Below are 26,383 nucleotides of genomic sequence, written 5' to 3'. Positions count from 1 at the left end.
AGCACCAGAAGAAGCGGCGGAAGCAGCGGTCCCGGAGGGGCGTTGCACGGGCCTCACGCCTCCGGGCCGTCCTTCGCCATCCGCGTGACCCCCGCGATCCGGTACGCGTCCGCCTCCTCCAGCGTCTCGTTCGCCAGCAGCGCCTCGGCCAGCGCGTCGAGCCGCCCGCGGTGGTCGGTCAGCTTGCGGACGGCTTCCGTGTAGCACTCGTCGACGACCCGCCGCATCTCGCCGTCGATGGCGTCGAGGGTCCCCGGGGCGGCGGCGAGCCCGTAGGCCTGCTGCGCGTCGGCGGGGAGGGCGGACAGCCTGCCGACCTGTTCGCTCATGCCCCAGCGGCCGACCATGCCGCGCGCGATCCGGGTGACCTGTTCCAGGTCGCTCTCCGAGCCGGTGGTGATCACGTCGTACACCACCTGCTCGGCCGCCATGCCACCGAGCGCGCCGATGATCCGACCGCGCAGGTACTCCTCCGTGTACGCGTACCTGTCCGCATCCGGCGTCGACAGCGTCACCCCGAGTGCCCGCCCGCGCGGCACGATGGTGATCTTGCGGACGGGGTCGGCGCCCGGCTGCAGCATGCCCAGCAGGGCGTGCCCGCTCTCGTGGTAGGCGGTGCGCCGGCGCTCCTCCTCGGGCATCACCAGCGGGCGTTCGGCACCCAGCTGGACCTTCTCCATGGCCTCGGAGAGGTTCGCCTGCGTCACTTGGTCCTGCTTGCGCCTGACCGCGAGCAGCGCGGCCTCGTTGGCGAGGTTGGCCAGTTCGGCGCCGGTCATGCCCGGGGTCGTACGGGCGACCTGGGCGAGGTCGACGTCCGGGGCGAGCGGGATCCCGCGGGTGTGGATCTCCAGGATCGCCTTCCGGCCGCCCCGGTCCGGCGGCGAGACGTTGACCACCCGGTCGAAGCGGCCGGGACGGGTCAGGGCCGGGTCCAGGATGTCGGCGCGGTTGGTGGCGGCGATGACGATCACGCCCTCGGCGCCCGAGAAGCCGTCCATCTCCGTGAGGATCTGGTTCAGGGTCTGCTCGCGTTCGTCGTGGCCGCCCATGCCGGAGCCGCCGCCGCGGGCCCGGCCGATGGTGTCGATCTCGTCGATGAAGATGATCGACGGCGCCACCTTCCGGGCCTCGGCGAACAGCTCCCGTACCCGGGAGGCGCCGACGCCCACGATCATCTCGATGAACTCGGACGCGGACGCCGAGAAGAACGGCACGCCCGCCTCGCCGGCGACCGCGCGCGCGAGGAGCGTCTTCCCGGTGCCGGGCGGGCCGGACAGGAGGACGCCGCGGGGCATCTTGGCGCCCATGCGGCGATAGGCGTCGGGGTTCTTCAGGAAGTCGACGACGTCACTGAGTTCGCCCTCCACCTCGTCGATCCCGGCCACGTCCGCGAACGTGGTGCGCGGCTCACCGGCCTCCAGCCCGATCGGCTTGGGCGGCGCCTTGCGGCCCAGCATGCCGCCCGCGCCGCCGCCCAGGGCGCCCCTCATGCGCCGCGCGATGAAGACCCACAGCACCACCAGGAGCAGCATCGGGGCCAGCGAGATCAGCACGTTGACCAGGAGGCTGCGCTGCCGAACGACCGGCTCGGCCGTGACGGTGACGTTCTGCTCGGTCAGGTCGTTCCAGAGCCGGTCGTCCGCGAAGGTCGGCCGCTCGGTCGTGAACTGGGTGTACGTCCCGTCGCCCTCGGGGTTGTCCCGGGCCTTCTTCAGCTGGCCCTGGATCGCGTCGCCCTTGGCGTAGATCTTGCTGACGTTGCCCGCCTCGACCTGTTTGCTGAACTCCGTGTAGGAGATGGTCGGCTCGTCGCCCTCGTTGAAGAAGGAGAGCACGAGGTTGGCGACGAGGAAGACGATCAGCGCGGCCAGGGCCAGGTTCCACCAGCCCCCGCGCATCCTCCTGCCGCCGGGTGGCGGCTTGGGGGGCTCGTCGGGCGTGCCCTCGGTGCGCCAGGGAGGCTCGGGGGCCTTGCGCGGCGGGGACGGGTTGGTCATATCCGGACGTTACGACAGGAAAGCCGCGCGGGCACGTGCGTGTACGGCGCTGGGGCGCCCCTCCGGTGAGGGGCGCCCCGGCGCCGTACATCCCTGCGATCCGAGAACCGTCAGCCCATGAACTTCTTGAACTCGTCCGGCAGCTCGAAGTCCTGGCCGCCCTGCTGGGGCAGTCCGAAGGCGCCGCCGTTCTGCGCGGCCGCGGCGCGGCGGGCGGCCTCCTCCTGCTCCTGCTGCTTGCGCTTCATCGGGTTGCCGGAGCGCTGCTTGCCCTTGGCCTTCTTCTGCTGCTTCTTCTGCCGACCGGGGCCGCCGCCCATACCCGGCATGCCGGGCATACCCGGCATGCCGCCGCCCTGCGCCATGCGGGACATCATCTTGCGGGCCTCGAAGAAGCGCTCCACAAGTGACTTGACCGCACTGACGTCGACGCCGGAGCCCTTGGCGATACGGGCGCGGCGCGAGCCGTTGATGATCGTCGGCTCCGTGCGCTCGGCCGGGGTCATCGACTTGATGATGGCGGCCGTGCGGTCGACGTCGCGCTCGTCGAGGTTGTTGATCTGGTCCTTCATCTGGCCCATGCCGGGAAGCATGCCGAGCAGCTTCGAGATCGAGCCCATTTTCCTGACCTGCTCCATCTGGGCCAGGAAGTCGTCCAGGGTGAAGTCCTGGCCCTTCTTGGACGCCAGCTTGGAGGCCATTTTCTCGGCCTCTTCCTGGCTGAACGTCTTCTCCGCCTGCTCGATCAGGGTGAGCAGGTCACCCATGTCGAGGATGCGGGAGGCCATCCGGTCAGGGTGGAAGGCGTCGAAGTCCTCGAGCTTCTCGCCGTTCGACGCGAACATGATCGGCTTGCCGGTCACCGAGGCGATCGACAGGGCCGCACCACCACGGGCGTCGCCGTCCAGCTTGGACAGCACCACGCCGTCGAAGCCGACGCCGTCGCGGAAGGCCTCGGCGGTGTTGACCGCGTCCTGACCGATCATCGCGTCGACGACGAAAAGGATCTCATCGGGGCGGACCGCGTCGCGGATGTCCGCGGCCTGCCGCATCAGCTCCTGGTCGATGCCGAGACGGCCGGCGGTGTCGACGATGACCAGGTCGTGGACCTTGGACTTGGCGAACTCGATGGAGTCCTTGGCGACCTTGACCGGGTCACCGACGCCGTTGCCCGGCTCGGGCGCGTAGACCGCGACGCCGGCGCGCTCGGCGACGACGCTCAGCTGGTTGACGGCGTTGGGGCGCTGGAGGTCACAGGCGACCAGGAGGGGCGAGTGGCCCTGCTCCTTGAGCCACCGGCCCAGCTTGCCCGCGAGGGTGGTCTTACCGGCACCCTGGAGGCCGGCCAGCATGATCACGGTCGGCGGCTGCTTGGCGAAGCGCAGGCGGCGGGTCTCACCGCCGAGGATGCCGACCAGTTCCTCGTTGACGATCTTGAGGACCTGCTGGGCGGGGTTGAGCGCCTTGGAGACCTCGGCGCCCAGGGAGCGCTCCTTGACCTTCTTGATGAAGGCACGCACGACGGGCAGGGCCACGTCGGCTTCGAGGAGCGCGATGCGGATCTCGCGGGCCGTGGCGTCGATGTCCGCCTCGGTCAGCCGTCCTTTGCCCCGGAGGGATTTGAAGGTGGCTGACAGGCGGTCGGAGAGAGTATCGAACACGGCGGCGTAGGTCCTCGCGTCGGCGTTGGTGTGGGTCGCCTCCCAGGGTATCCGGCCCCGCAAGCAAATCGTCCCTGCCCGCTGCAGAGAGCGGGCAGGGACTGGAATCCCCGCATGCGCGGGGAGCACAGCATCCCGAGCAGCTTGCACATGCTGCCCATCGGACCATCCCCGCATCGGCGGAGAGCACATCCGGTAAACACACGAACCGACCATAAGGTCACGCCCGCAGCAACTCCTCCAGCTCTCGGGCCACGGACACCGCCTCCTCCCCCGGCAACGGCGCGCCCCCTCGACCCGTCACATAGAAGGCATCCACCGCGTTCGCCCCCAGCGTGCTGACATGCGCACTCCGCACCTGCACCCCTGCCCCCTCCAGCGCCCGCCCGAGCCGGAACAGCAGGCCCGGCGCGTCCTGGGCGCGGACCTCGATCACCGTGGCCAGCCGGGACGCGGCCGGGGCGACCGTCACTCGGGGCGGGGGCGGCTCCACGCCCCGGCGCCGGGGGTAGGCGGCGTCCCGCTCGGCGAGCCGGCCGGCGATGTCGAGGGTGCCGTCCAGGGCCCGGACCAGGTCGGCGCGCAGGCGGGTGGCCTGGGGCAGGGAGCCGTACTCGGCGGCGACGCGCCAGTCCAGCAGCAGGACGGAGCCCTCGACGCCGTCCGGCAACGGATGGGACCGCAGCTCGGCGGTGCGGACGGTCAGCCGGTGCATGGCCAGCACCCCGGCGACCGCGGGGAGCACGCCCGCCTGGTCCGGTACGGCGATCAGCAGCTCCACGCCGAGGGGCTCCGGGTCGGCGCCCCGCTCCGGGGCCGCGGCACGCTCCGGATCGGCCGGCGGTTCGGTCTGGGCGCGCAGTGCCAGTACCGGCCCGCCCGTGCGGAACGCTTCGACGGCGAGCCGTTCCTGCTCCGCGGTGGGTGCGGCGGCCTCGGGCTCCTCCAGCGGGTCCCCCGCCAGCACCGCCGAGACGCGCTTCACCAGGTCGGCGACGAGGGAGCCGCGCCAGGAGGACCAGGCCGCCGGTCCGGTGGCCAGGGCGTCCGCCTCGGTCAGGGCGTGCAGCAGCTCCAGGGTGTGCTCCGTGCCGACCGCATCGGCGACCGCGCGCACGGTGGCCGGGTCGTCGAGATCCCGCCGGGTGGCCGTCTCGACGAGCAGCAGGTGGTGGCGTACGAGGGTGGCGAGGACGGCCGTGTCCGCGCGGTCGAAGCCGATCCGCGCGGCCACGTCCCGGGCGATGGTCTCACCGGCCACGGAGTGGTCCCCGGGCCAGCCCTTGCCGATGTCGTGCAGCAGTGCGGCGACCAGGAGCAGGTCGGGCCGGTGGACGCGGCGGGTGAACCCGGAGGCGCGCACCGCGGTCTCGATCAGGTGCCGGTCGACGGTCCAGAGGTGGACGGCGTTGCGCTGCGGACGGCAGCGGACCCGCTCCCAGTCGGGCAGGAGCCGGGTGATCAGCCCCTCGGCCTCCAGCGCCTCCCAGACCTCCACGGTGGGCCGGCCCGAGCCCAGCAGGGTCACCAGCTGCTCGCGTGCCTCGGCGGGCCAGGGCGCGGGCAGCGGGCGCACGGTGGCCGCGAGGCGCCGTACGGCGTGCAGGGAGAGCGGGAGCCCGGCCTGCGCCGCGGCGGCTGCGGCACGCAGCGGGAGCACGGGGTCGCGGTCGGGGCGCGCGGTGCGGGCGAGCACCACCTCGCCGTCCTGCTCGACGACGCCCTCGGCGAGCGGGGAGCGCTCGGCGACCTGCTTCCCGCCGCCCAGCATGGCGCGCAGCCTCGGCCGCACGGAGCGCGAGCGCAGTACGCGCCCCACCTCGCGCCAGGTGACGTCGCCGGCGTACGAGATGACACGCGCCGCCTCGTACACCTGCCGCAGCAGCGCGTCGGCGTCCAGCAGGCCCAGCTCGGCCGCCACCTGGTCCTGCTCCTGCAACGCCAGCCGGTCGGTCGCCCGGCCCGTCGCCAGGTGGAGCGCGTCGCGTACGTCGAGCAGCCGGCGCCGGGCCTCGGCGAGGCCCTCGCGCGGGGCGTCGGCCAGCCAGGAGGCGGCTACGGCACGCAGGGCGGTGGCGTCGCGCAGGCCGCCCCGCGCCTCCTTGAGGTCGGGTTCCAGCAGGTACTGGAGCTCGCCCTGGCGTTCGGCCCGCTCGGCACAGAGTTCCCGGAGTTCGGGGAGGCGCTTGGGGGCCTGGTTGCGCCAGTCGGCGAGGACCGCGGTGCGCAGCCCGGCGGTCAGTCCCAGGTCGCCGGCGAGGTGCCGGGCGTCCAGGAGACCGAGTTGGACTTTCAAATCCTCGCCCGCCGTCCTGCGCGCCTCCGCGGGCGTACGCACGGAGTGGTCGAGGGCGAGACCGAGGTCCCAGACGGGATACCAGAGGCGGTCGGCGAGGGCGGCGACCGCCTTGTCGTCGCCGCCGTCGTGCAGCAGGAGCAGGTCCAGGTCGCTGCGCGGGGACAGCTCGCCGCGGCCGTAGCCGCCGACGGCGACCAGGGAGACGCCCCGGAGCGGGCCGGCGGCGGCGAAGAGGCCCGACAGCCACTCGTCCGTCAGTCCGGCGAGGGCGGCACGGCGCGGCGGCCCGGACCGCGCCTCCTCGGTGAGGAGGCGCAGCCGGGCCGCCGCGTAGCCGCTGGGTCCCGAGTCCTCTGCTTCTTTCGTCACGTCCGTACTCGTCACCCGGCGACTCCGTTCCGTTCTCGTGCCCCAGAGCTGCGACAGAGCTGCTTCGAAGCTGTTCAGAGCGCGTCGGGGCCGCGCTCGCCGGTCCGCACCCGTACGGCCGTGTCGACCGGAACCGACCAGACCTTGCCGTCACCGATCTTGCCGGTGCGGGCCGCCTTGACCACGACCTCGATGAGCTGTTCGGCGTCGTCGTCCTCGACCAGCACCTCGATGCGGATTTTGGGCACCAGGTCGACGGTGTACTCGGCGCCGCGGTAGACCTCGGTGTGGCCGCGCTGGCGGCCGTAGCCGCTCGCCTCGGTGACGGTCAGGCCGTGGACCCCGAAGGCCTGGAGGGCCTCCTTGATCTCGTCGAGCCGGTGCGGCTTGACGACGGCGGTGATGAGCTTCATGCGTCCACCTTCTTGCTCTGGGCCGACGCGGCCGCGGAGGCGCCCGGCGTGGCGGTCGTCCGGGCGGCACCGCCGCCGGCGCCGCTGAAGTCGTATGCGGTCTCGGCGTGCTCGGCCTGGTCGATGCCGGCCACCTCGTCGTCCTCCGGCACGCGCATGCCGATCGTCTTGTGCAGGACGAGGGCGAGGATGGCAGAGACGACCAGGGAGTAGGCGAGGACCCCGAAGACACCGGCGCACTGCTTCCAGAACTGGTCCAGGCCGCCGCCGTAGAACAGGCCCGCGACGTCGGACTGGCCCTTGCCGGTGGCGAAGAAGCCGACGAGGAGGGAGCCGAGGATACCGCCGACGAGATGCACTCCGACGACGTCGAGCGAGTCGTCGTAGCCGAACCGGTACTTCAGGCCGACCGCCATGGCGCACAGCACACCGGCGATGACGCCGACGGCGATCGCGCCCAGCGGGGAGACCGCGCCGCCCGCCGGTGTGATGGCGACCAGGCCGGAGACGGCGCCGGAGGCCGCGCCCAGCGTGGTGAACGCGCCGTGCCGGACTTTCTCGTAGGCGAGCCAGCCGAGGACGGCCGCGCCGGTGGCGACCTGCGTGTTGACGAACATCAGTGCGCCGACGCCGTCGTCGTTGCCCAGCCAGGAGCCGGCGTTGAAGCCGAACCAGCCGAACCACAGCAGGCCCGCGCCGAGCATGACCAGCGGGAGGCTGTGCGGGCGCATCGGGTCCTTCTTGAAACCGACCCGCTTGCCGATGACCAGGATCACGCCGAGCGCGGCGGCGCCGGCGTTGATGTGCACGGCCGTACCACCGGCGAAGTCGATGACCCCCAGCTCGAAGGCCCAGCCGCCGGCGCCCCACACCCAGTGGGCGACCGGGAAGTAGACGATCGTGGCCCACAGGGCGATGAACAGCGCCCAGGCCGTGAACTTCACCCGGTCGGCGAGGGCACCGCTGATCAGGGCGGGCGTGAGCACCGCGAACATCAGCTGGAAGACCAGGAAGACGAAGACCGGGATGGTGTAGCCGTCCCACAGCTCGGTCGGGCCGATGTCGCTGAGTCCGATCCAGTCGGAGTTCCAGCCGACGATGCCGCCGGTGTCGGTGCCGAACGCCATGGAGAAGCCGTACAGCACCCACAGGACGGTGACGATGCCGAGGCTGATGAAGCTCATCATCAGCATGTTCAGGGTGCTCTTGACGCGGACCATGCCTCCGTAGAAGAAGGCCAGGGCCGGGGTCATGAGCATCACCAGGGCGGAGCAGATGAGCATGAAGCCCGTGTTGGCGGCAGAGAGCTCCGTCTCTGCGGCGAGCGTGATGGCTGGAGCCATCGGCGTCTCCTCGTCGTTGGTACGGCCCCGTGCGGGCGAAGCCTGAGCGGAATGAGGGGTGGGCCGGTTATGAGCCACGAGATTGGCTCAGCACCGTTTCGGTGGGCGCCCCTCGTTGTTTCGCCGCCGTGACGAAGGCGCTGTGCGTGTTACGCGTCGGTGAACTGCCGGATGCGGGGCCGAGCGATCGTTATCGTGGCGCAACGTCCCGACCGGGACACGAACCGGCCGCGGCGGCCTCCGAGTGACCTGGCATGGGGGAGCCGAGTCGGGCAGTTCGGGAGGGCCGGCCGCGGCCGGGGCTGGTGGGTTTCAGACCGCTTCGGCGGTCTCCGGCAACTCGACGGCGAGCCGCTCGGTGAGGTCGACGATCTCACCGAGGTCGCCGAAATCGCGTACGGCCGTGTCGACGGTCTTGCGGATGCGGGTGTTGACGCGTTCGGAGCGGACCTTCTTGGCGATGCCCATGGCCTCGACGGCCAGGCCGGTGCTCTCCTCGGGCTCGCGGCGCAGCAGGTGCACGGTGGCCATGCCGATCAGGTTCAGCGCGTACGACCGCTGGTGCTCGTCGTCCTCGGCGAACAGCTCCACCGCGCGGCGCATCAGCGGCTCGGCCAGCGAGGCGTAGGCGGGGCTGCGGCCGGCGACGTAGGCGAGGTCGCGGAAGGAGTGGCTGTTCTCCCCGTACAGCTCGGCCTCGGAGAAGAAGCGGATCCAGTCGGGGTCCGGCTCGTCCCACTCGTCGGCCTCGGCGAACGTGTCCTCGGCCATGCGCACCGCACGCTTGCAGCGGCCGGGCTGTCCCATGTTGGCGTAGGCGCGGGCCTCCATCGCATACAGCATCGACTGGGTGCGGGGGCTGGCGCAGTCCCGGCTGCCGTACTGCGCGAGGTGGATCAGCTCCAAGGCGTCGTCGGGCCGGCCGAGGTGGATCATCTGGCGGCTCATGCTGGAGAGGATGTACGAGCCGAGCGGCCGGTCACCGGCCTCCTTGGCGGCGTGCAGGGCGAGCACGAAGTACTTCTGCGCGGTGGGCTGGAGCCCGACGTCGTACGACATCCAGCCGGCCAGCTCGGCGAGTTCGGCGGCGACCTTGAACAGCTTGGACCGGGTGGCGTCCGTCTGGGGTTCCTGCAGCAGGTCGGTCACCTCGTGCAGCTGGCCGACCACCGCCTTGCGGCGCAGGCCGCCGCCGCACTGGGCGTCCCAGCGGCGGAACATCACGGCGGTCGACTCGAGCAGGTCCAGCTCCGGCCTGGACAGGCGCCCACGCGCGCGGGAGGCGGGCGCGGGCTCGCGTCCGGAGAGCGTGGCCGACGGCGAGGGGACGAGCCAGCGCTGCATGGGCTCGATGAGGGACGGGCCCGCGGAGAGGGCCAGCGAGCTCCCGAGAAAGCCGCGCCGCGCCAGCATCAGGTCGCTGCGCGAGAACTCGCTGAGCAGGGCCACGGTCTGCGGACCCGTCCAGGGCAGGTCGACGCCGGTCGCGGAGGGCGTCGGGCGGGTGGAGCGCAGGCCCAGGTCCTCGACGGAGACGACGACGCCGAAGCGCTCCGAGAACAGCTCGGACAGGATCCGCGGGATCGGCTCACGCGGATTCTCGCCGTCGAGCCAGCGGCGCACGCGTGAGGTGTCCGTGGAGATGTGATTGGCGCCCAACTGGCGCGCCCGGCGGTTGACTTGACGGGCCAGCTCTCCCTTGGACCAGCCGCTGCGGGCGAACCATGAGGTGAGCAGCTCGTTGGGGCGCTTGTCAGCGGGTGACGCGCTTCCCGCGCTCGTACCGCTTCCGCCGTTGCCGCTCACTGGAACGCCCCCATCCCTGAGACCACCTGTCGCCGAGTGCGCCAAGCCCTATCAGAATGCCGGTGGTTGGGGCTCTCCGTCCGGTGGTTGCCACCCTTCGAACGTAAAGCCGAGTTGCCTCCGGCATACCCATGAGTGCATGTGCCCCACGGCTTCATGCACACAAAGTAATCCTACGATCACCCGTCCAGCCATGGCTATTGCGGAATCGCCACCATTCGCCACCCCTTCGGATGAACTCCCAGTGGCCTGCACGCGATTCACTTGACATAGGCCGACCGGGAGTCGGTGCAACGGTGCACACCGGGGCGTGCGCGGGCGAACACACCACCCGACACGCTTCCGGACGCTGTCTGAACCGCGCCGGACTGGGGAGTTGGAAGCAGAGAGTCACATTTCACGTCCGCTGCGTAACCGCCGCTGCATCGACCCGTTGGAGGGGGCATGGGCTTCACGATCGGCATCGGCAGCACTCGGGGCATGCGCGACATCCGGTCCGGCGCGCGCCGCCGCGGTCGCGCGCCGGAGTGCACCGCGGTGGCCGAGTTCACCGGACTGTGGGGCTGGGCCGTGGTGCCGGGGGCCCGGGCCGCCGCGGGCGTCTGCTCGTGCGGTCGGCGTGACTGCCCGGCGCCGGGTGCGCATCCGCTCGGCTTCGCACCGGAGGTGCCCGCCGGGGCGACACTGGACGAGGCGAGCGAGGCCTGGGCCGAGTTCCCGGGCGCCGCGGTGATGCTGCCGGTCGGTCGGACCTTCGACGTGATCGAGGTGGCCGAGCCCGCCGGGCTGCGGGCACTGGCCCGGCTGGAGCGCATGGGCCTCCCGCTCGGCCCGGTCACGGCGACCCCGCAGGGCCGCGTCCACTTCTTCGTCGCCCCGGGCGCCGCCGCCGAACTGCCCCGGCTGCTCTACCTCATGGGCTGGGACGATCCGTCCGCCCTGGACCTGCGCGGACTGGGCCCCGGCTCACATGTCACCGCCCCGCCCTCCGACCGCGGCGATCTCGGCCCGGTGCGCTGGCTGCGTCCGCCGGCCCTCGACTCGGCGACCAAGCCGCCGGCGGCCCGGCTACTGCTCGGGACACTGGCATACGTCGCCCATCGGTCCCGGGCGTAGGCCTCCGGCGGGGGCAGGCTGGCGGGCTTCCCGGTACGCCTCGGTTCCGCACGCACACGCGCCTCCGCACGCATACGCGCCACACTGTCGCACCCCGCGTACCTGCCCTGCCTCGCACATCATGCGACGTGCGCCACGCCAACCCGCCACCCGACGCGCCTGCGCGCCTGCGCGCCTGCCACCTGATGCCCCGCGCGCCACGCCACGCACCCGGCGCACCATGTCCGCGCGCCCGCCACCCAGGCGCCACGCCAGCCAGCCCGCCCGCCCGCCCGCCACCCAACGCCTCACACACCACACCTGCCAGCCATCGCACCGCCCCCGCTCGACCAACGCCGCGCGCACCACGCCAGCGCGCCCGCCACCGAACGCACGCCGGCGCGCCACTCCGCACCACGCCCCCACGCCTGCCACCGCCGCCCCACCCCTTGGCGCGCACCGACGCGGCACCCCACACCAGCGCCGTCCGGCGCGCGCCTCCCGCGTAACCGCGCACAGCGAAGCGCCCGTCCCCCGGTCGAAGAGGCGCCCGCCCCCCTTCGACCGGGGGACGGGCGCCTCTTCGCGCGCGGGCGCGTGTCCTGGGACGCGCGCCGCAGTCCGGCAGGCGGCAGCGTCACTCGCCGATAAGGGCATCCACGAACGCCGCCGGCTCGAACGGCGCCAGGTCGTCCGCGCCCTCGCCGAGCCCGATCAGCTTCACCGGCACGCCCAGCTCGCGCTGCACGGCGACCACGATGCCGCCCTTGGCCGTGCCGTCCAGCTTGGTGAGCACGATGCCGGTGATGTCGACGACCTCGGCGAAGACCCGGGCCTGGATCAGGCCGTTCTGCCCGGTCGTGGCGTCGAGCACGAGCAGCACCTCGTCCAGCGGCGCGTGCTTCTCCACGACGCGCTTGACCTTGCCGAGCTCGTCCATGAGGCCAGTCTTGGTGTGCAGGCGACCGGCGGTGTCGATGAGCACGACGTCCGAGCCCATCTCCTTGCCCTCCTTGACCGCGTCGAAGGCCACGGAGGCCGGGTCGCCGCCCTCCGGGCCGCGCACGGTGTGGGCGCCGACCCGCTCGCCCCAGGTCTGGAGCTGGTCGGCGGCGGCGGCACGGAAGGTGTCGGCGGCGCCGAGGACGACGCTGCGGCCGTCGGCGACCAGAACGCGGGCGAGCTTGCCGGTGGTGGTGGTCTTGCCGGTGCCGTTGACCCCGACGACCATCACGATGCCGGGCTTGCTGTTCGGCGGCTCGGTCTTGACCTCGCGGTCCATTTCGGGGTCGACGAGGGTGATCAGCTCCTCGCGCAGCAGGGTGCGCAGCTCGTCGGGCGTGCGGGTGCCGAGCACCTTCACCCGCTCGCGCAGCCGCTCGACCAGCTCCTGGGTGGGCTGCACGCCGACGTCGGCGGTGAGCAGCGTGTCCTCGATCTCCTCCCAGGTGTCCTCGTCGAGGTGCTCCCGGGAGAGCAGGGTGAGCAGGCCCTTGCCGAGGGCGTTCTGCGAGCGGGAGAGGCGGGCACGGAGCCGGACCAGACGGCCGGCGGTGGGCTCGGGAACCTCGATCTGCGGGATCTCGAGCTCATCGACGACGGGCGGCTCCTCGACGGTGGCGGGAGCGGTGCCGCCGTCCGGGAGGTCGACCTCCTCTATCGTCCGGCGCGTTTCGTCGCGCGGCGTCTCGGCCTCGTCGCCGACGCGCGGCTCGGCCGGAGGGGCGGTGATGTCGGGGGTGGTGGGGGGCGGCGGAGGCAGCTGCTTCTTCCGGCGACTGCCGATGACCAGCCCGCCGAGCGCGCCGATCACGACCACGGCGATGACTACAGCAAGGATGACGATTTCCATAACTCGTCCAGTATCAGCCATGAAAGGTGGGGAATCGCAGAAGGTGCGAACCCGTGACGATGCGCGTACGAGCAATCACGGCCCACCGGAGTCCGTCCGGCAGTACACCTCTGAGCTGCGTGTCTGGTGCAGTCGAGAGTGTTTATACACGTCAGCACAGGGCTACAGCCGCTCCTTCGGTCTCCACCCACACAATGTGATGACCGCGCGTGCCCTCGCTCTGACCAGCGTCGTTCGCAGAACATGCGAATTTTTCGCGATCCATGCGAGGCGGCCCATGGCGCCCATTGACGGATCGGCTCGCCTGTATCTGGCGGCCGATGTGCCCCTACTGCGCCCGGAGGACCAGGTCTTCCAGGCGATGCTGGACGGCTGGCGCAACCAGCAGCTGGCCCGCAATCTCAGCTTCGGTACGGTCGAGCAACGAGAAGCGCTCATCCGGCGCTTCCGAGCCTTCACCGACGCCGACCCGTGGCTATGGACGGCCGCGCACGTGGACGAGTTCACCACCGAGGCGCGAGGAGTCCGGCGGAACAGCCGCTCGACGGTGCTCGGCTATCAGACCGGGATCAGGCTCTTCATGGGCTATCTCACCGATCCTGCCTACGGCTGGTCGACCGAGTGTGAGACACGGTTCGGCACCCATCCCGTTCAGATCTGCCATGAGTGGAACACTGCCCGACACACCCAGGAAGCCCAGGCCGGGCCCGGCAAGCGAGCCCTCACTCACGACGAACTGCAGGCGCTGTTCGACCACGCCGACGAGCGAGCCGTGGCCGCGCAGTCCTCCGGCCGCAAGGGGTGGCTCACCGCCTTCCGCGATGCAACCTTGCTGAAGGTCGCATACGGCTGGGGCCTGCGTCGCAACGAGGTCCGACGCCTCGAACTATGCGATCTGGGCAGCACCCCCAAGGCGCCGGAGTTCGGCAGCTACGGCATCGTCCACGTCCGCTTCGGGAAGGCCATGCGCGGTTCACCGCCCAAACGGCGGGCCGTGCTGACGGTCCCCTTGTTCGACTGGGCGACGGACGCCCTCGGGCAGTGGGTCGAGGAGGTCCGCCCGTTGCTCGCAGAGGCCGGCTCCCCCGTTCTTTGGCCCTCGGAGCGAGGATCGCTCCTGTGTCTCTCCTCCGTGACGTCCCTGTTCACGCGCTGCCGGCACGAGCTGGGGCTAGCGGAAGGACTGGACTTCCACTCGCTGCGGAGGTCGTACGTTTCCCACCTCATCGAGGCCGGCTACGACTCTCTGTTCGTGCAGCAGCAGGTCGGCCACGAACATGCGTCGACCACCACGCTCTACACGCACGTTTCCCCCGATTACCGGGCCCGCACCGTGCGGGCTGCCCTGGATCGCATCGGGCACCGAGTGACTGTGGGGGAGGTCGCTCCATGAACCGTTCGGTGACGTACTCCTGGCGTTTGCGGGAGATCATGGCCGCACGCGGCCTCAACAACATCTCCGACTTGATTCCGCTTCTCAAGGATCGGAGCATCGACCTGTCAGCCTCACAGATCTACCGCTTGGTCGGCCAGCGTCCGGAACGCCTGTCGCTGGCCTTGCTCGGCGCCCTCTGTGACGCGCTGGAGTGCAGCGTCGATAACCTGTGCCGATTCGAAGTGCAGACCACTCAGCAGCCCCGTCGAGCGGCCTCCGGAGGGCCCAGGGTCGTCGACCTGAACAGCACCGTCCGCCCGCGACGGGCACGAGTACGACGGACTGATTGAGATGCCCCGCTGCAAGAAGCCTTGCGCACGCTGCGGCGTCATCAACGGCCGCTACGGCGTCGCCAAATGGCCCGAGGGATTCGTCTGCGGCCGCTGCTACTACCGCGCCGTGCAGTGCCGCGGCGCCTGCCCAGCCTGCGGCGTCGAACGACTCCTGCCCGGCCTCAACACAGACCGCGCCCCCATCTGCCGCGATTGCGCGGGCATCCCCCGTGACTTCCACTGCACACGCTGTGGAGAAGAAGCCGACCGCGGCCGTCGAGGCCTCTGCCACCGCTGCTGCCTCCAGGACGACCTGGCGATCCTTCTCGATGACGGCACAGGACAGATCGCGCCGCCGCTGCGTCCGCTCGTCGATGCCTTGATCGCCCAGGATCGACCGGTTAGCGCCCGGCTATGGACCCGATTCCCACACGTCAAGACACTCTTGCACGGACTCGCGGACGGCAGTCTGCCCCTCGACCACGAGACCTTCGACAAGTTCACCCCACGGCAGGCCGCAGAGCACACACGCGAACTTCTTGTCACTCTCGGCATCCTGGCAGAACGCAACCGAGCCGAGGTGGAGTTTCTACGGTGACTGGAGTGGAAGATGCCGCAGATCGCCAACCCCGAGGATCAGCAGGTCGTTCGCCGCTTCGCCACCTGGCACCATCTACGGCGGCTGCGTGAGCTCGACACTCACGGGGCTGTCGCGCCGACCACCGTGGCCCGAGCCCGCGCAGACGTCCGCGCCGGAGCCGACTTCCTGGCCTGGCTGCGAGAGCGCGGCCGCACCCCTATGACCTGTGCACAAGGTCACGTGGACGAATGGCTCGCCCCCGGCACAGGCACCCGCCGCAGCGCGGCGACCTTCGTGCACTGGGCCGTTCGCACCCGCGTCATGGCCCCGGTCGACTTCCCCTGGATCCGCTCGGCCAAGCTCGATTCCATCGACCAGAGCGAACGACTGCACATCCTCCGGCGCATCGCCGAAGACAGCTCTATCCGCCTCGAAACCCGAGTTCTCGGGCTACTCGTCCTGCTCTTTGCTCAGCCAGTGACACGGATCTCGCGCATGCGCATCGACGACATCGAGATCACCGACGAGGACGTCACCGTTCACCTCACCGGTGGGGAACCCGTCCCTGTCCCCCACCCCTTTGACCAGCTCTTTCGCGACTACCTGCCGCAACGACGCCACACGACGACTGCCCGCAACAACCGCACCCGCTGGCTCTTCCCCGGCGCCGTCCCGGGGCAGCCAATGGCATCCGCGACCCTCCACAAATGCCTATGGGACAGCGGCATCCCCATCCGTCGCGAGCGGAACTCGGCCCTGCGCGATCTCGTCCTGGAGATGCCGCCAGCACTGGTAGCCAAGGCCCTCGGCTACAGCCCCCTCGCCACCGAACTGCACGCCGCACAAGCAGGACGCCCATGGGCCGGATACGCATCCATTCGCCGCTATCACGGCAAACAGCTCCCGATCTTCTGACTACCTGTGCGAGAACTGGCGACTGTCTACTTGATCTGGGCTGAGGCCTGCACAACGAAGGAGTTGAGGGACGCCCGTGCCTGGACCGACCTCGTCCGCAATTCTTCGCGGTCTGTTGCGCGGTGAAGAGCACCGATCACCCCGATGGTCTGTTCGGCCCGTGCATGCAGGTCGCCATTGGGTGCGAGCAGACGAAGCTGGTGAACGGCCTGGAAGGCCTGGCCGCGGATCCGGAAGGCTTCTGCTCTGGCTGCTACATGCGCCGGACCGTCCTCTTCCTCGTGCTGCCGGTGCCACCAGTCGTGTTGGCTCCGTATGAATTCGTTGGTCGCAGCGGTGAAGGCGAGGACAGCGCTGCGGCGTTCGCTCCGGTCTGCCACACGCTTCTGGAACTGATACCCCAGAAGGGAACCGATGAGTGTTCCCGCCACTGCGATGAAGGTCGTAAGTACATGGCTCACCGCACTAGTTGACCATGCCAACTCCAACATCAACAGGGCATGCAGTGGCGAGATGTCGCACAGGCTTTGAGGCTGCCGCCGGGGCAAGAACTCACGACGTCTCAATATGCGATGTCGTCAGTCGGCTCCGAGGGCACCCCCTTGTAGCTTCCTCTAAAGGACAAAGGCCCCTGGATGGCAGGAGTCGGATCAAAGTACGATGGAAGAGGCCACGTCAACGCGCGTAGAGTCCCGTCAATCCCCTCTCCTCTCACGATCGAGGCACGGACCCCCCACATGAGCAAGACCGCCGAGACCGAAGGCGCCCTGGAAACACGTGGCATCGAGCAGGTGCCCGACCGTGAGCGCACCGCACGGACCCGCGAGCTTTTCCCGACCTGGGTCGGCGCCAACATCAGCGTGCTGCTGCTCACGATGGGCGCGAGCCTCGTCGTGGCGTACCAGCTGAACTTCTGGCAGGCCCTCGTCGTCGCGGCCGCCGCGCCGGTCCTGTCCTACGGCCTGGTCGGGCTGATCGGCATCGCCGGCAAGCGCGGTGGCGCGCCCGGAATGGCGCTGTCCCGAGCGGTGTTCGGGCAGCGGGGCAACCTGCTGCCGGGTTCACTGATCTGGATCGCCCGCTGGGGCTGGGAGACGATCAACGCGGTGACCGGCGCGTATGCCCTCCTCACCGTGCTGGACATCGTGTTCGGCATCCGGGCCAACAGCGTGCTGGACATGGTCACGCTGCTCGCCTTCGTCGTGGCGACCTTCGCGATCTCCGGGCTGGGCATCAACGCCGTACAGAAGTGCAATAAGTACGCGGCCTACCTCTTCGCCTCCTTCTCGGTACTGGTCCTCGGCTACCTGGTCGTCGACACCGACTGGTCCGCGGTGTTCGACCGGTCCGCCGGCTCGGCGGCCGCGATGATCACCGGCGTCGGCCTGATCGCGGCCGGCGGCGTCAGCTGGATCCCGTCCGCCCCGGACTTCACCCGGTACCTGCCGCGCACGGCGTCCTCCAAGGGGATCGTGGGTGTGACGGTCGGCGGCGCCGGCATCGTCGTCCTGCCCATGGTCCTGATGGGCATGGTCATGGCCGTCTCCACGCCGGACCTGGCCTCGGCCTCCGACCCGGTCTCCTTCCTCGGCGAGATCCTGCCGACCTGGATCGCGGTGCCGTACCTGCTGATCGCGCTGATCGGCATGCTGCTGATCAACTCGATGTCGATGTACTCGGCCGGTTTCACCGCACAGACCCTGGGCTTCAATGTGCCTCGGCACTGGGCGGTCTCGGTCAACGCGGTGATCTCGCTGATCTTCGGCGGCGTGCTGATGCTGGTGGCGACCAGCTTCATGGGCTCCTTCATCGCCTTCCTGTCGCTGCTCGCGGTCGCCTTCTCCGCCTGGGTCGGCGTCTTCGGTGCGGACATGCTGCGCCGCGAGGAGTACGACGGCGACGCCCTCGCCGACACCGGCCGCACCAGCGCCTACTGGTATCGCGGCGGCTTCTCCCCCGCTGCCGTCGCCTCCTGGGCGGTGGGGCTGATCGCCGGTCTGATGTTCACCACGTCCGACTGGTTCACCGGCCCCCTCGCCGCGAACAACTTCATCGGCGAGTACGGCCTCGGCTGGGTCGCCACGGTCGTCATCTCCGGCCTGCTGTACGTCGTACTGCCGAAGCCGCCTGTGGTCGTCCCGGCGACGGCGCCGGCCGGGCGGGCGGAGCAGCCCGCATCCGTGACCGTCTGACCCCGCGCCACCTGCCGCCCCTTCCCGGGCCGAGCCTGACCGAGGCCGGCGGGAGGGGGCGACATGCGTACGGCATCCGCTCCCACCGGGGGTGCCTGCCTGCGCCCACGGATCCGCTGGTGGAAGTCCTCGCCCCGGAACCGGACGGTACAAGGCGCTGGAGACGGGCGGCGGCGTCCTCATCCGGTGAGCCGCCCGGGCCGGGACGGGAAGGACCGGACCCGGACGTAAGACACCGCCGCCCCCGGTCCGGGCGGTGACCCGGGCCGGGGGCGGCGGACGGTACGAGGAGAGGGGCAGCGGGGACTTGGCCCTTCTCCCCGGGTTCGGGGGCGGGCGGTCAGCCCATCTCCTCCAGGGCCTTGCCCTTCGTCTCCTTCACGAACTTCAGGACGAAGGGGATGGAGAGGGCGGCGAAGATCGTGTAGATCACGTAGGTGCCGGAGAGGCTCCACTCGGCCAGCGACGGGAAGCTCGCGGTGATGGCCCAGTTGGCGATCCACTGCGCGGCGGCGGCCACACCCAGTGCGGCGGCGCGCAGCCGGTTCGGGAACATCTCGCCGAGGAAGACCCAGACGACCACGCCCCAGGACAGGGCGAAGAAGAGCACGAACACGTGGGCGGCGATCAGGGCGACCCAGCCCTGCGTCTCCGGGAGCTTGCCGTCGACCAGGTCGAAGGAGAACGCCCAGGCCTCCAGCGCCAGGCCGATCACCATGCCGACCGAGCCGATGAGGGCGAGCGGCTTGCGGCCGATGCGGTCCACGAAGATCATCGCGATCACGGTGCCGACGATGTTGATGATCGACGTCGTGAACGAGTAGAAGAACGACTGCGTCGGGTCGACGCCGACCGACTGCCACAGCGTCGCGGAGTAGTAGAACGCGACGTTGATGCCGACGAACTGCTGGAAGACCGACAGGCCGATACCGATCCAGACGATCTTCTTGAAGAGGAAGCTGCCGCCGAGCAGGTCCTTGAAGGAGGACTTCTCCTCTCGGTGCATGGCTCGTTCGATCTCGGCGACGCGGGCGTCGAAGTCCACGTCCTTGCCCTCGACCTCTTCGAGGATCTGCTTGGCGCGTTCGTGCTTGCCGACGGAGACCAGGAAGCGCGGGGACTCGGGGATGGCGAAGGAGAGCAGCCCGTAGAGGACGGCCGGGATGACCATGACGCCGAGCATGACCTGCCAGGCCTCCAGGCCCATCAGCTCACCGCGCTGGTCGCCGCCGGCGGCGTTGAGCAGACCCCAGTTGACCAGCTGCGACACGGCGATGCCGATGACGATCGCGGCCTGCTGGAAGGAGCCGAGCCGGCCTCGGTAGGCGGGCGGCGAGACCTCGGCGATGTAGGCGGGGCCGATCACCGAGGCCATGCCGATGGCGAAACCGCCGATGACGCGCCACATGGCGAGGTCCCACAGCGCGAAGGGCAGTGCGGAGCCGATGGCGCTGACGGTGAAGAGGACGGCCGCGATCTGCATGCAGCGGATACGGCCGATGCGGTCGGCGATCCGACCGGCGGTCGCGGCGCCGATGGCGCAGCCGATCAGCGCGATGGCGATGACCTGGGCCAGCACCGCGGAGCCGACGTCGTAGCGGTCCCGGATGGCCTCGACGGCGCCGTTGATCACGGAACTGTCGTAGCCGAACAGGAAACCGCCCATCGCGGCCGCCGCCGCGATGAAGATGACGTGCCCGAGATGCTCGGGATGAGCCGTCCTGGCTCCTGAACTGGATGCCTGCGATGTGCTGGCCACGTGTACTCCTCGGGCTACCGGCAACGCTGCCGGGGTGGATCGCCTTCGAGGTGCCACTGAAGGAACCTGAAGGTAAAAGCAACGTTGCAGAGACTATGCCTTCAAGTTTCGAAGTCAATAGGGCAAGAGCTGTGAGTTTGAGGACCTGGAGTGGGCACACTCATTCAAGAGTTGAAGTAATGCGCTGGGTAACTAACGCAACCGCTGACTGATGACCTTCGACACACCGTCGCCCTGCATGGACACGCCGTACAGCGCGTCGGCGACCTCCATCGTGCGCTTCTGGTGCGTGATGACGATCAACTGCGAGGCCTCCTGCAGCTCCTGCATGATCCGGATCAGCCGCTGCAGATTCGTGTCGTCGAGCGCCGCCTCGACCTCGTCCATGACGTAGAACGGGCTGGGCCGCGCCTTGAAGATCGACACGAGCATCGCCACGGCGGTCAGCGAGCGTTCCCCGCCCGAGAGCAGCGACAGCCGCTTGACCTTCTTGCCCGGCGGCCGGGCCTCGACGTCCACGCCCGTGCTGAGCATGTTGTCGGGATCGGTCAGGATCAACCGCCCCTCACCGCCCGGGAACAGCCTGCTGAAGACGCCCTCGAACTCCCGGGCCGTGTCCCGGAAGGCCTCGGTGAAGACCTGCTCGACGCGCTCGTCGACCTCCTTGACGACCTGGAGCAGGTCGGCGCGGGTCTTCCTCAGGTCCTCCAGCTGCTCGCTGAGGAACTGATGCCGCTCCTCGAGCGCAGCGAACTCCTCGAGGGCCAGCGGGTTGACCTTGCCCAGCTGCTGGTAGGCGCGTTCCGCGGCCCTCAGCCGCTTCTCCTGCTCGGCGCGTACGAAGGGCCGGGGACGGTTGCGCGGAGGCTCGCCCGCTGCGGAGTCGCTAGTGGATTCCGTGTCCGGGAGCTCCTCGCCCTCGGCGGGGGGCGAGGGCGGCACCTCTTGATGGGGGCCGTACTCGGCCGCGAGCCCCGCCGGTTCCACACCGAGTTCCTCCAGCGCCTTGGTCTCCAGCTGCTCGATCCGCAGCCGCTTCTCGGCGCCGAGTACCTCGCCCCGGTGGACTGAATCCGTCAACTTGTCCAGCTCCGCCTTGAGGTCGCGCCCGGCGGTGCGCGCGGCGGCCAGCTCCTGCTCGCGCCGGGCCTTGGCGGCCTCGGCGGCGGTGCGCTCCTCGCCGGCGCGGGTCAGGGAGGCGTCGACGTGCGCGAGCAGCTGCCGGGCACCGGCGGCCACGGCCTCGGCGACGGCCGCCTCGTGCCGCAGCCGGGCCCGCCGCTGTTCGGCACGCGCGCGTGCCTCGCGTTCCGCGCGGGCGGCACGGTCCAGGGAGTCGGCCCGTCCGGCCAGCGCCTTGACCCGTTCCTCGTGGGTACGGGCCTGAAGGCGGGCCTCCATCTCGGTCTGGCGGGCGTTGGCGCCATCGGCGGCGAGCCGGTCGCGCAGGGAGGTGTCGGGCTCCTCCGCCCCTCCTTCCCCGAAGGGGGCACTCTCCTCGGCGACCGCCAGCCGCTCGGCCAGCTCCTCGACGTCCATCAGCGCCTTGTCCAGCGCCTCCTGCGCCCGCGCCGCCGCCGCGGCGGACCGCTCGGCCTCTCCGGCGGCGCCCCGCGCCTGTCCCGCCAGCCGGCCCAGCTGCTGGGCGACGGCCGACTTCTCGCGGTCGGCCGCCCGGCGCCGCTCCCCCAGCTCCTCCACCAGCGCGGCACACTCCCGGCGCCGCTCGACGGCCGCGTCCTGCGCCTCGGCGAGTTCTTCGCACCGCATGCCCAGCTCCTCCTGCTCGGCGGCGGCCTGGTCCACGGACGCCTGAACCTCCAGCAGGCTCGGCGCCCCGGCGGACCCGCCCTGCGCGAAGTGCGCGCCCAGCAGGTCGCCCTCGGCGGTGACGGCGGTCAGCCCGGGCCGGGCGTAGACGAGGTCCTCGGCGTCCTCCAGGGTGGCGACGACGACGATCCCGCGCAGCAGCCGCCGCACTGCGGGCATCAGGTCGGCTGGACCGCGGACGAGGTCGGCGGCGTGCGGCGGCCCTTCGCTCCGCGGCCCCTCCGCTACGTCATCGGGGGCGCCGGCGAGCAGCAGGGCGGCCCGGCCGGCGTCCTGCTTGCGCAGCAGGCGGATGGCGTCGGCGGCGGCCGCGGGGGACGTCACCGCGAGGGCGTCGGCGGTGGCGCCGAAGGCGCTGGCCAGGGCGGCCTCGTAACCGGGCGTCACGGTGAGGAGTCCGGCGGCCGGACCGAGCAGGCCGGTGAGCCGGTCCTTGGCGGCGAGCAGCGCCCCGGTGCCGTCCTTGCGGCGCAGTCCGAGCGCGAGGGCCTCGTGGCGGGCCTGTGTGGCGGCTCGGGCGCGTTCCGTCGCGGTGGCCGCCTCCCGGGCGGTGCTGAGGGCGGACTCCGCCTCGGCCAGCTGACGCTTGGCGGCCTCGTGGCGCTCGCCCAGCTCCTGGTCGCCCGCGTCCAGTCCGTCGACCTCCGCCTGGAGCGCCTCGTACTCCTCCTGGGCGGCGGCGGCCCGCTCCCGCGACTCGTCCCGCGCTTCGGCGAGGCGCTCGATCTCGGCCTGGGCCGAGGCGGCGCGGGAGCGGGCGGTGCTCACCTGGCCGCTGAGCCGGGCCAGTCCCTCACGGCGGTCGGCGATGGCGCGGGCGGCGTCCTTGAGGCGGCGCTCCTCCAGAGCCAGTTCGCGTTCGAGGTCGGCGCGGTGGGCGACCGTGTCCTCCAGAGCGTGCTCGGCCGCCTCCAGGGCCGCTTCGAGCTCGGCCTCCTGTTCGCGGACGCGGGCGGCCTCGCGCTCCAGCTCCTCCGGGTCCCGGCCGCGCCGCTCCTCGGGGGGCGTGGAGGTGGCGCTCTTCACGCGCGCGTCGGCCAGCGAGATCGTGCCGCGCACCCGTTCGGCGAGCTGGGAGAGCTCGTACCAGGTCTGCTGGGCGCGCTGGAGACGCGGGGCGAGTCTGCGCACCTCGTCCTCCAGGTCCGCCTCGCGGCGCAGCGCCCGGCTCAGCTCCCGCTCGGCGGCTTCCTTGCGTTCCTTGAGCGCGGCCTCATCGGCGATCTCGGCCTGGAGCGCCTCACGCAGCCGTACGAGGTCGTCGGCGAGGAGCCTCAGCCGCGCGTCCCGGAGGTCGGCCTGGATGACGGCGGCCCGGCGCGCCACCGCCGCCTGCCGGCCCAGCGGCTTCAGCTGGCGCCGCAGCTCGTCGGTGAGGTCCTGCACGCGCGCGAGGTTGGCCTGCATCGCGTCCAGTTTCCGGAGCGCCTTCTCCTTGCGCTTGCGGTGCTTGAGGACGCCGGCGGCCTCCTCGATGAAGGCGCGGCGCCCCATCGGGTCGGCGTGCAGGACGGAGTCGAGCTGGCCCTGGCCGACGATGACGTGCATCTCTCGGCCGATGCCGGAGTCGGAGAGCAGTTCCTGGATGTCGAGGAGGCGGCAGGTGTCGCCGTTGATCTGGTACTCGCTGCCGCCGTTGCGGAACATGATCCGCGTGATGGTGACCTCGGCGTACTCGATGGGCAGGGCCCCGTCGGAGTTGTCGATGGTCAGCGACACCTCGGCCCGGCCGAGCGGCGGGCGGCCGGTGGTGCCGGCGAAGATGACGTCCTCCATCTTGCCGCCGCGCAGCGTCTTGGCGCCCTGTTCGCCCATGACCCAGCTGAGCGCGTCGACGACGTTGGACTTGCCCGAACCGTTCGGCCCGACGACGCAGGTGATGCCCGGCTCGAACCGGAGCGTGGTCGCCGAGGCGAACGACTTGAACCCGCGCAGGGTCAGGGCCTTCAGGTGCACGCCGTCGGACTCTACCTTTCACGGGTGTCTCACTCCATGAACCGGTGAACCGCCGCGGTTTCACCGGTGAACGTGCAGGGCACATCAGACGTTGAAGAGGGTGAAAGGATGCACGGGGGAGGACCGGGCGGGCCGGACGGCGGAGACGGGGGCAGGAAAGAAAGAAGGGACGCCGAAGCGTCCCTTGCAGACTCTGACACCTGAGCGGTTGTACGGACGGGCCCAACCACTGCCGTGCCGTGCTGGAGCGATGCAGTGATCAGGTGAGCGCAGGCTCCGCCTGGTGTGCGTCAACGCTCTCCATGCTCTCCATGATCCTGTCGTGAGAAGCGGCAGCCGCCAACGCGTCGTTCTCCGCCTGGATCCGTCCGAGTTCGGATTCCAGGTCCTGGACGCGCTGCTGGAGCCGTCGCATCTCGGCGAGGAGTCGAGGGTCGGAGCCGCCGACGTAACCGAGAAGCGCCTTTGCCATGATGGATGGTCCTCCACAATGAGTGACCGACCGAAGCGGTGCGGGTCGTGTAGGGATCGCACCCGCGGTGCTTGGCACTTTGGAGTTTTTCCTGCCGTTCAACCATGCCAAACAGCTAAGGTGCGCGGGGCTTTCAGCGTCTCACCAAAAAGTTTGACGGTCAACACGATCACGCCCCGTATCGGCGGGCACCCGGGCGCACACGGCCTGGTAAACGGCGACGCGGCGACTCCTGCGGGCCCCTGGGGGCGTGGCGATCATCCTGCGTGCGGAGCCTCCCACGACCCGTCGTTCTTGGCAACCACCTGCCCGTTTCCGCTGCGGACACCTCTCCCAGAACGGTCCTGCCGGGCGTCGGGGGACCTCCGCGCGGTCCGGCGTCAGCGGATGGCGAAGCCCTCGTAGCCACCGCGGGGTGTGTCCCAGATCTCGGTGACACCCTCCACTCGTCCGGGCGTGTCGTCACCGTGCAGCCAGTCGAGCAGTCCTTCGCAGCGCTCGCGCGGGCCCTCCGCTACGACCTGGACACGCCCGTCGGCCAAATTGAGAGCAAAGCCACTCATCCCGCCGAGCTCCAGTGCCCTGGCCCGCGTGAACCAGCGGAAACCCACACCCTGAACCTGTCCGCGCACCCACGCGACCAGCCGTACGTCCTCGCTCATGACTGCAACCTAACCAGTCAATGTCCCGCCGGACACTTCACCCCCTGGCGCCATGCGGTACCGTCCCCACCCAATGAATCTCATCTGAAACTCACTCGATCGTGTGAGTTCCGTGTTGATCGTGAGGACACGTCGACCGCGAGGACACGTCCAGCGCGAGGACGAGGAAGGCCAGAACATGGGACGCCACCGACGCTCCGCCGCCGGCCGCGCCGCCACGGGCCGCGCCGCGGGGGGCCATCAGCCGGACGGCGCGACGGGACGGGGCCGTGACCCGCAGGCCCCGGGCGACCGCCCCACGATGGGGATCGCGCCCTACCTGAACCCCGAGGCGTACGCCGAGGTCCGTGCCAAGAGCGACGCCTACCTGTTCGCGCCGGACGGACCGGACGGCGACGGGGGCGAGGGCCACCCGCGGGCCGGCCGCACGGTCCCCTTCCCGAGCGACGGCTTCTCCCCCGACGACGGTCCGCAGCGCGCGGGCACACACCGCCGTCGCAAGAGGAAGGGCGTCACCCCGGTCCGCACGGGTCTGCTCGGCGTCTCGGCCGCGGTCGCCATCGGCACCGTGGCGGTGGCCACCGGCGCGGTGCCCGGGCTCGACAACTACCGGATCGGCGGCGACAGCGGCGGGGGCGACCGGGTGCAGTCCCAGGACGCCCCGACGAACACCCCGTCCGAGCAGGGCGGCACCTCCGGCAGCGCCGAGGCCGACCGCGGCGGCGACGCCTCCACGAGCCGCGGCACCGGCCGGTCCTCGTCGCCCTCCGGGTCCGCCGAGTCCTCCCAGCCCGCCGAGTCCTCCCCGTCCGAGTCGTCCTCCTCCGAGTCCTCCACGCCGTCCTCGCCCTCGGCATCGGCGTCGAAGCCCGCCGCCCCGGCCGAGACGCCGTCGCAGACGAAGAAGCCGGAGACGACTCCCAGCAAGAAGCCGACGCCGTCGCGTCCGGCCGGCAAGGAGCCCGACCAGCCCAGCGCGCCCGCCGCCGTGTCGGACGAGGCCGTCGCCCAGGCCCAGGTGCTCAAGCTCGTCAACGACGAGCGGGCCAAGGTGGGCTGCAGCCCGGTGGCCGCGAACAGCGCGCTGCGCGAGCTGGCCGAGGACTTCAGCCAGGCCATGGCGGAACAGGGCTTCTTCGACCACACCGACCCCAGTGGCGCGACCCCCTGGGACCGGGCCGAGGCGGCTGGCATAAGCAGCCTCGGCGGCGAGAACATAGCCCGCGGACAGGCCGACGCCCAGGCCGTGATGGACGCCTGGATGGACAGCCCGGGCCACAAGGCCAACATACTGAACTGCGACTTCCAGACCCTGGGGGTCGGAGTCCACTTCGGCTCCGGCGGTCCCTGGTGGACCCAGAACTTCGGCTACTAGAGCCAACGCCGTTCAGTTAGGGCGGGGCTGGAGGCGTCAAGGGGTGCTCGTGAGCATGTTGATGTTGATGGTGGCTTTGTAGGTGGTCCGGTCGATG

General features: G+C 70.6%; 19 protein-coding genes. 8 read left to right on the top strand and 11 right to left on the bottom strand.

The features are described from left to right. Positions 1-53: 53 nt before the first annotated feature. From ftsH to ACIQ1J_RS32090, 6 genes are all read right to left on the bottom strand, one after another. Entirely contained in the window at positions 54-2,000 is a 1,947-nt protein-coding gene (gene ftsH / locus ACIQ1J_RS32115; protein ID WP_403562407.1) for an ATP-dependent zinc metalloprotease FtsH, read from the bottom strand. Positions 2,001-2,110: 110 nt separating this feature from the next. Continuing rightward, the gene (ffh, locus tag ACIQ1J_RS32110) at positions 2,111-3,661 is read right to left on the bottom strand and encodes a signal recognition particle protein (RefSeq protein ID WP_210960388.1); all 1,551 of its coding nucleotides are present in this window, start codon (positions 3,659-3,661) and stop codon (positions 2,111-2,113) included. A 220-nt stretch (positions 3,662-3,881) separates the two neighbouring features. Next, on the bottom strand, positions 3,882-6,344 hold the full coding sequence (locus ACIQ1J_RS32105) for a [protein-PII] uridylyltransferase (protein ID WP_403562405.1): 2,463 nt from the start codon (positions 6,342-6,344) through the stop codon (positions 3,882-3,884). Between the two features lie 59 nt (positions 6,345-6,403). After that, the gene (locus tag ACIQ1J_RS32100) at positions 6,404-6,742 is read right to left on the bottom strand and encodes a P-II family nitrogen regulator (RefSeq protein ID WP_019328769.1); all 339 of its coding nucleotides are present in this window, start codon (positions 6,740-6,742) and stop codon (positions 6,404-6,406) included. Beyond that, on the bottom strand, positions 6,739-8,085 hold the full coding sequence (locus ACIQ1J_RS32095) for an ammonium transporter (RefSeq protein ID WP_403562403.1): 1,347 nt from the start codon (positions 8,083-8,085) through the stop codon (positions 6,739-6,741). The genes ACIQ1J_RS32100 and ACIQ1J_RS32095 overlap by 4 nt, the downstream gene beginning before the upstream one ends. Before the next feature lie 312 nt (positions 8,086-8,397). Beyond that, on the bottom strand, positions 8,398-9,891 hold the full coding sequence (locus ACIQ1J_RS32090) for a hypothetical protein (protein ID WP_403562401.1): 1,494 nt from the start codon (positions 9,889-9,891) through the stop codon (positions 8,398-8,400). Between the two features lie 444 nt (positions 9,892-10,335). Here ACIQ1J_RS32090 and ACIQ1J_RS32085 point away from each other — a divergent pair, with 444 nt between their 5' ends. Next, positions 10,336-11,007, top strand: coding sequence for a bifunctional DNA primase/polymerase (locus ACIQ1J_RS32085; RefSeq protein WP_403562399.1), 672 nt, complete (start codon positions 10,336-10,338; stop codon positions 11,005-11,007). Positions 11,008-11,623: 616 nt separating this feature from the next. On the opposite strand, the gene ftsY is transcribed toward ACIQ1J_RS32085, so the two are convergent. Further along, on the bottom strand, positions 11,624-12,838 hold the full coding sequence (gene ftsY, locus ACIQ1J_RS32080) for a signal recognition particle-docking protein FtsY (RefSeq protein WP_403562397.1): 1,215 nt from the start codon (positions 12,836-12,838) through the stop codon (positions 11,624-11,626). Positions 12,839-13,115: 277 nt separating this feature from the next. Here ftsY and ACIQ1J_RS32075 point away from each other — a divergent pair, with 277 nt between their 5' ends. The 6 genes from ACIQ1J_RS32075 to ACIQ1J_RS32050 all read left to right on the top strand — a co-directional run bounded on the left by ACIQ1J_RS32075 (position 13,116) and on the right by ACIQ1J_RS32050 (position 18,232). Further along, positions 13,116-14,231 (top strand): tyrosine-type recombinase/integrase, encoded by a 1,116-nt coding sequence (locus ACIQ1J_RS32075; RefSeq protein WP_403562395.1) that lies wholly within the window; start codon positions 13,116-13,118, stop codon positions 14,229-14,231. Next, positions 14,228-14,563: a helix-turn-helix domain-containing protein gene (locus ACIQ1J_RS32070; protein ID WP_403562393.1), complete on the top strand. Its 336-nt coding sequence runs from the start codon at positions 14,228-14,230 to the stop codon at positions 14,561-14,563. Before ACIQ1J_RS32075 ends, ACIQ1J_RS32070 begins: the two co-directional genes overlap by 4 nt. Position 14,564: 1 nt before the next feature. Beyond that, positions 14,565-15,143, top strand: a complete 579-nt coding sequence (locus tag ACIQ1J_RS32065; RefSeq protein WP_403562391.1) for a hypothetical protein — start codon at positions 14,565-14,567, stop codon at positions 15,141-15,143. Between the two features lie 12 nt (positions 15,144-15,155). Then, positions 15,156-16,040: a hypothetical protein gene (locus tag ACIQ1J_RS32060; protein ID WP_403562389.1), complete on the top strand. Its 885-nt coding sequence runs from the start codon at positions 15,156-15,158 to the stop codon at positions 16,038-16,040. 122 nt (positions 16,041-16,162) lie between these two features. Next, positions 16,163-16,513, top strand: a complete 351-nt coding sequence (locus ACIQ1J_RS32055) for a hypothetical protein (protein ID WP_403562387.1) — start codon at positions 16,163-16,165, stop codon at positions 16,511-16,513. Between the two features lie 264 nt (positions 16,514-16,777). After that, positions 16,778-18,232, top strand: a complete 1,455-nt coding sequence (locus ACIQ1J_RS32050) for a cytosine permease (RefSeq protein WP_403562385.1) — start codon at positions 16,778-16,780, stop codon at positions 18,230-18,232. A gap of 340 nt (positions 18,233-18,572) precedes the next feature. Here the strand turns inward: ACIQ1J_RS32050 and ACIQ1J_RS32045 are convergent, their stop codons facing one another. The 4 genes from ACIQ1J_RS32045 to ACIQ1J_RS32030 form a co-directional block, all read right to left on the bottom strand. Then, complete coding sequence (locus tag ACIQ1J_RS32045) at positions 18,573-19,991, bottom strand: sugar porter family MFS transporter (protein ID WP_403562383.1); 1,419 nt, start codon at positions 19,989-19,991, stop codon at positions 18,573-18,575. 192 nt (positions 19,992-20,183) lie between these two features. Beyond that, the gene (gene smc / locus ACIQ1J_RS32040) at positions 20,184-23,777 is read right to left on the bottom strand and encodes a chromosome segregation protein SMC (protein ID WP_403562381.1); all 3,594 of its coding nucleotides are present in this window, start codon (positions 23,775-23,777) and stop codon (positions 20,184-20,186) included. Positions 23,778-24,036: 259 nt separating this feature from the next. After that, positions 24,037-24,249, bottom strand: coding sequence for a hypothetical protein (locus ACIQ1J_RS32035; protein ID WP_003973418.1), 213 nt, complete (start codon positions 24,247-24,249; stop codon positions 24,037-24,039). Positions 24,250-24,629: 380 nt separating this feature from the next. Beyond that, a complete protein-coding gene (locus ACIQ1J_RS32030) occupies positions 24,630-24,911 on the bottom strand; it encodes an acylphosphatase (protein WP_210960286.1) in 282 nt (93 codons plus the stop codon). Between the two features lie 178 nt (positions 24,912-25,089). Here ACIQ1J_RS32030 and ACIQ1J_RS32025 point away from each other — a divergent pair, with 178 nt between their 5' ends. Continuing rightward, the gene (locus tag ACIQ1J_RS32025; RefSeq protein ID WP_403562378.1) at positions 25,090-26,286 is read left to right on the top strand and encodes a CAP domain-containing protein; all 1,197 of its coding nucleotides are present in this window, start codon (positions 25,090-25,092) and stop codon (positions 26,284-26,286) included. Positions 26,287-26,383: the final 97 nt, after the last annotated feature.

The sequence above is a fragment of the Streptomyces sp. NPDC097107 genome, assembly GCF_044762405.1.
GTDB lineage: Bacteria > Actinomycetota > Actinomycetes > Streptomycetales > Streptomycetaceae > Streptomyces > Streptomyces thinghirensis.
This window is presented reverse-complemented; position numbering and strand designations above follow the sequence as displayed.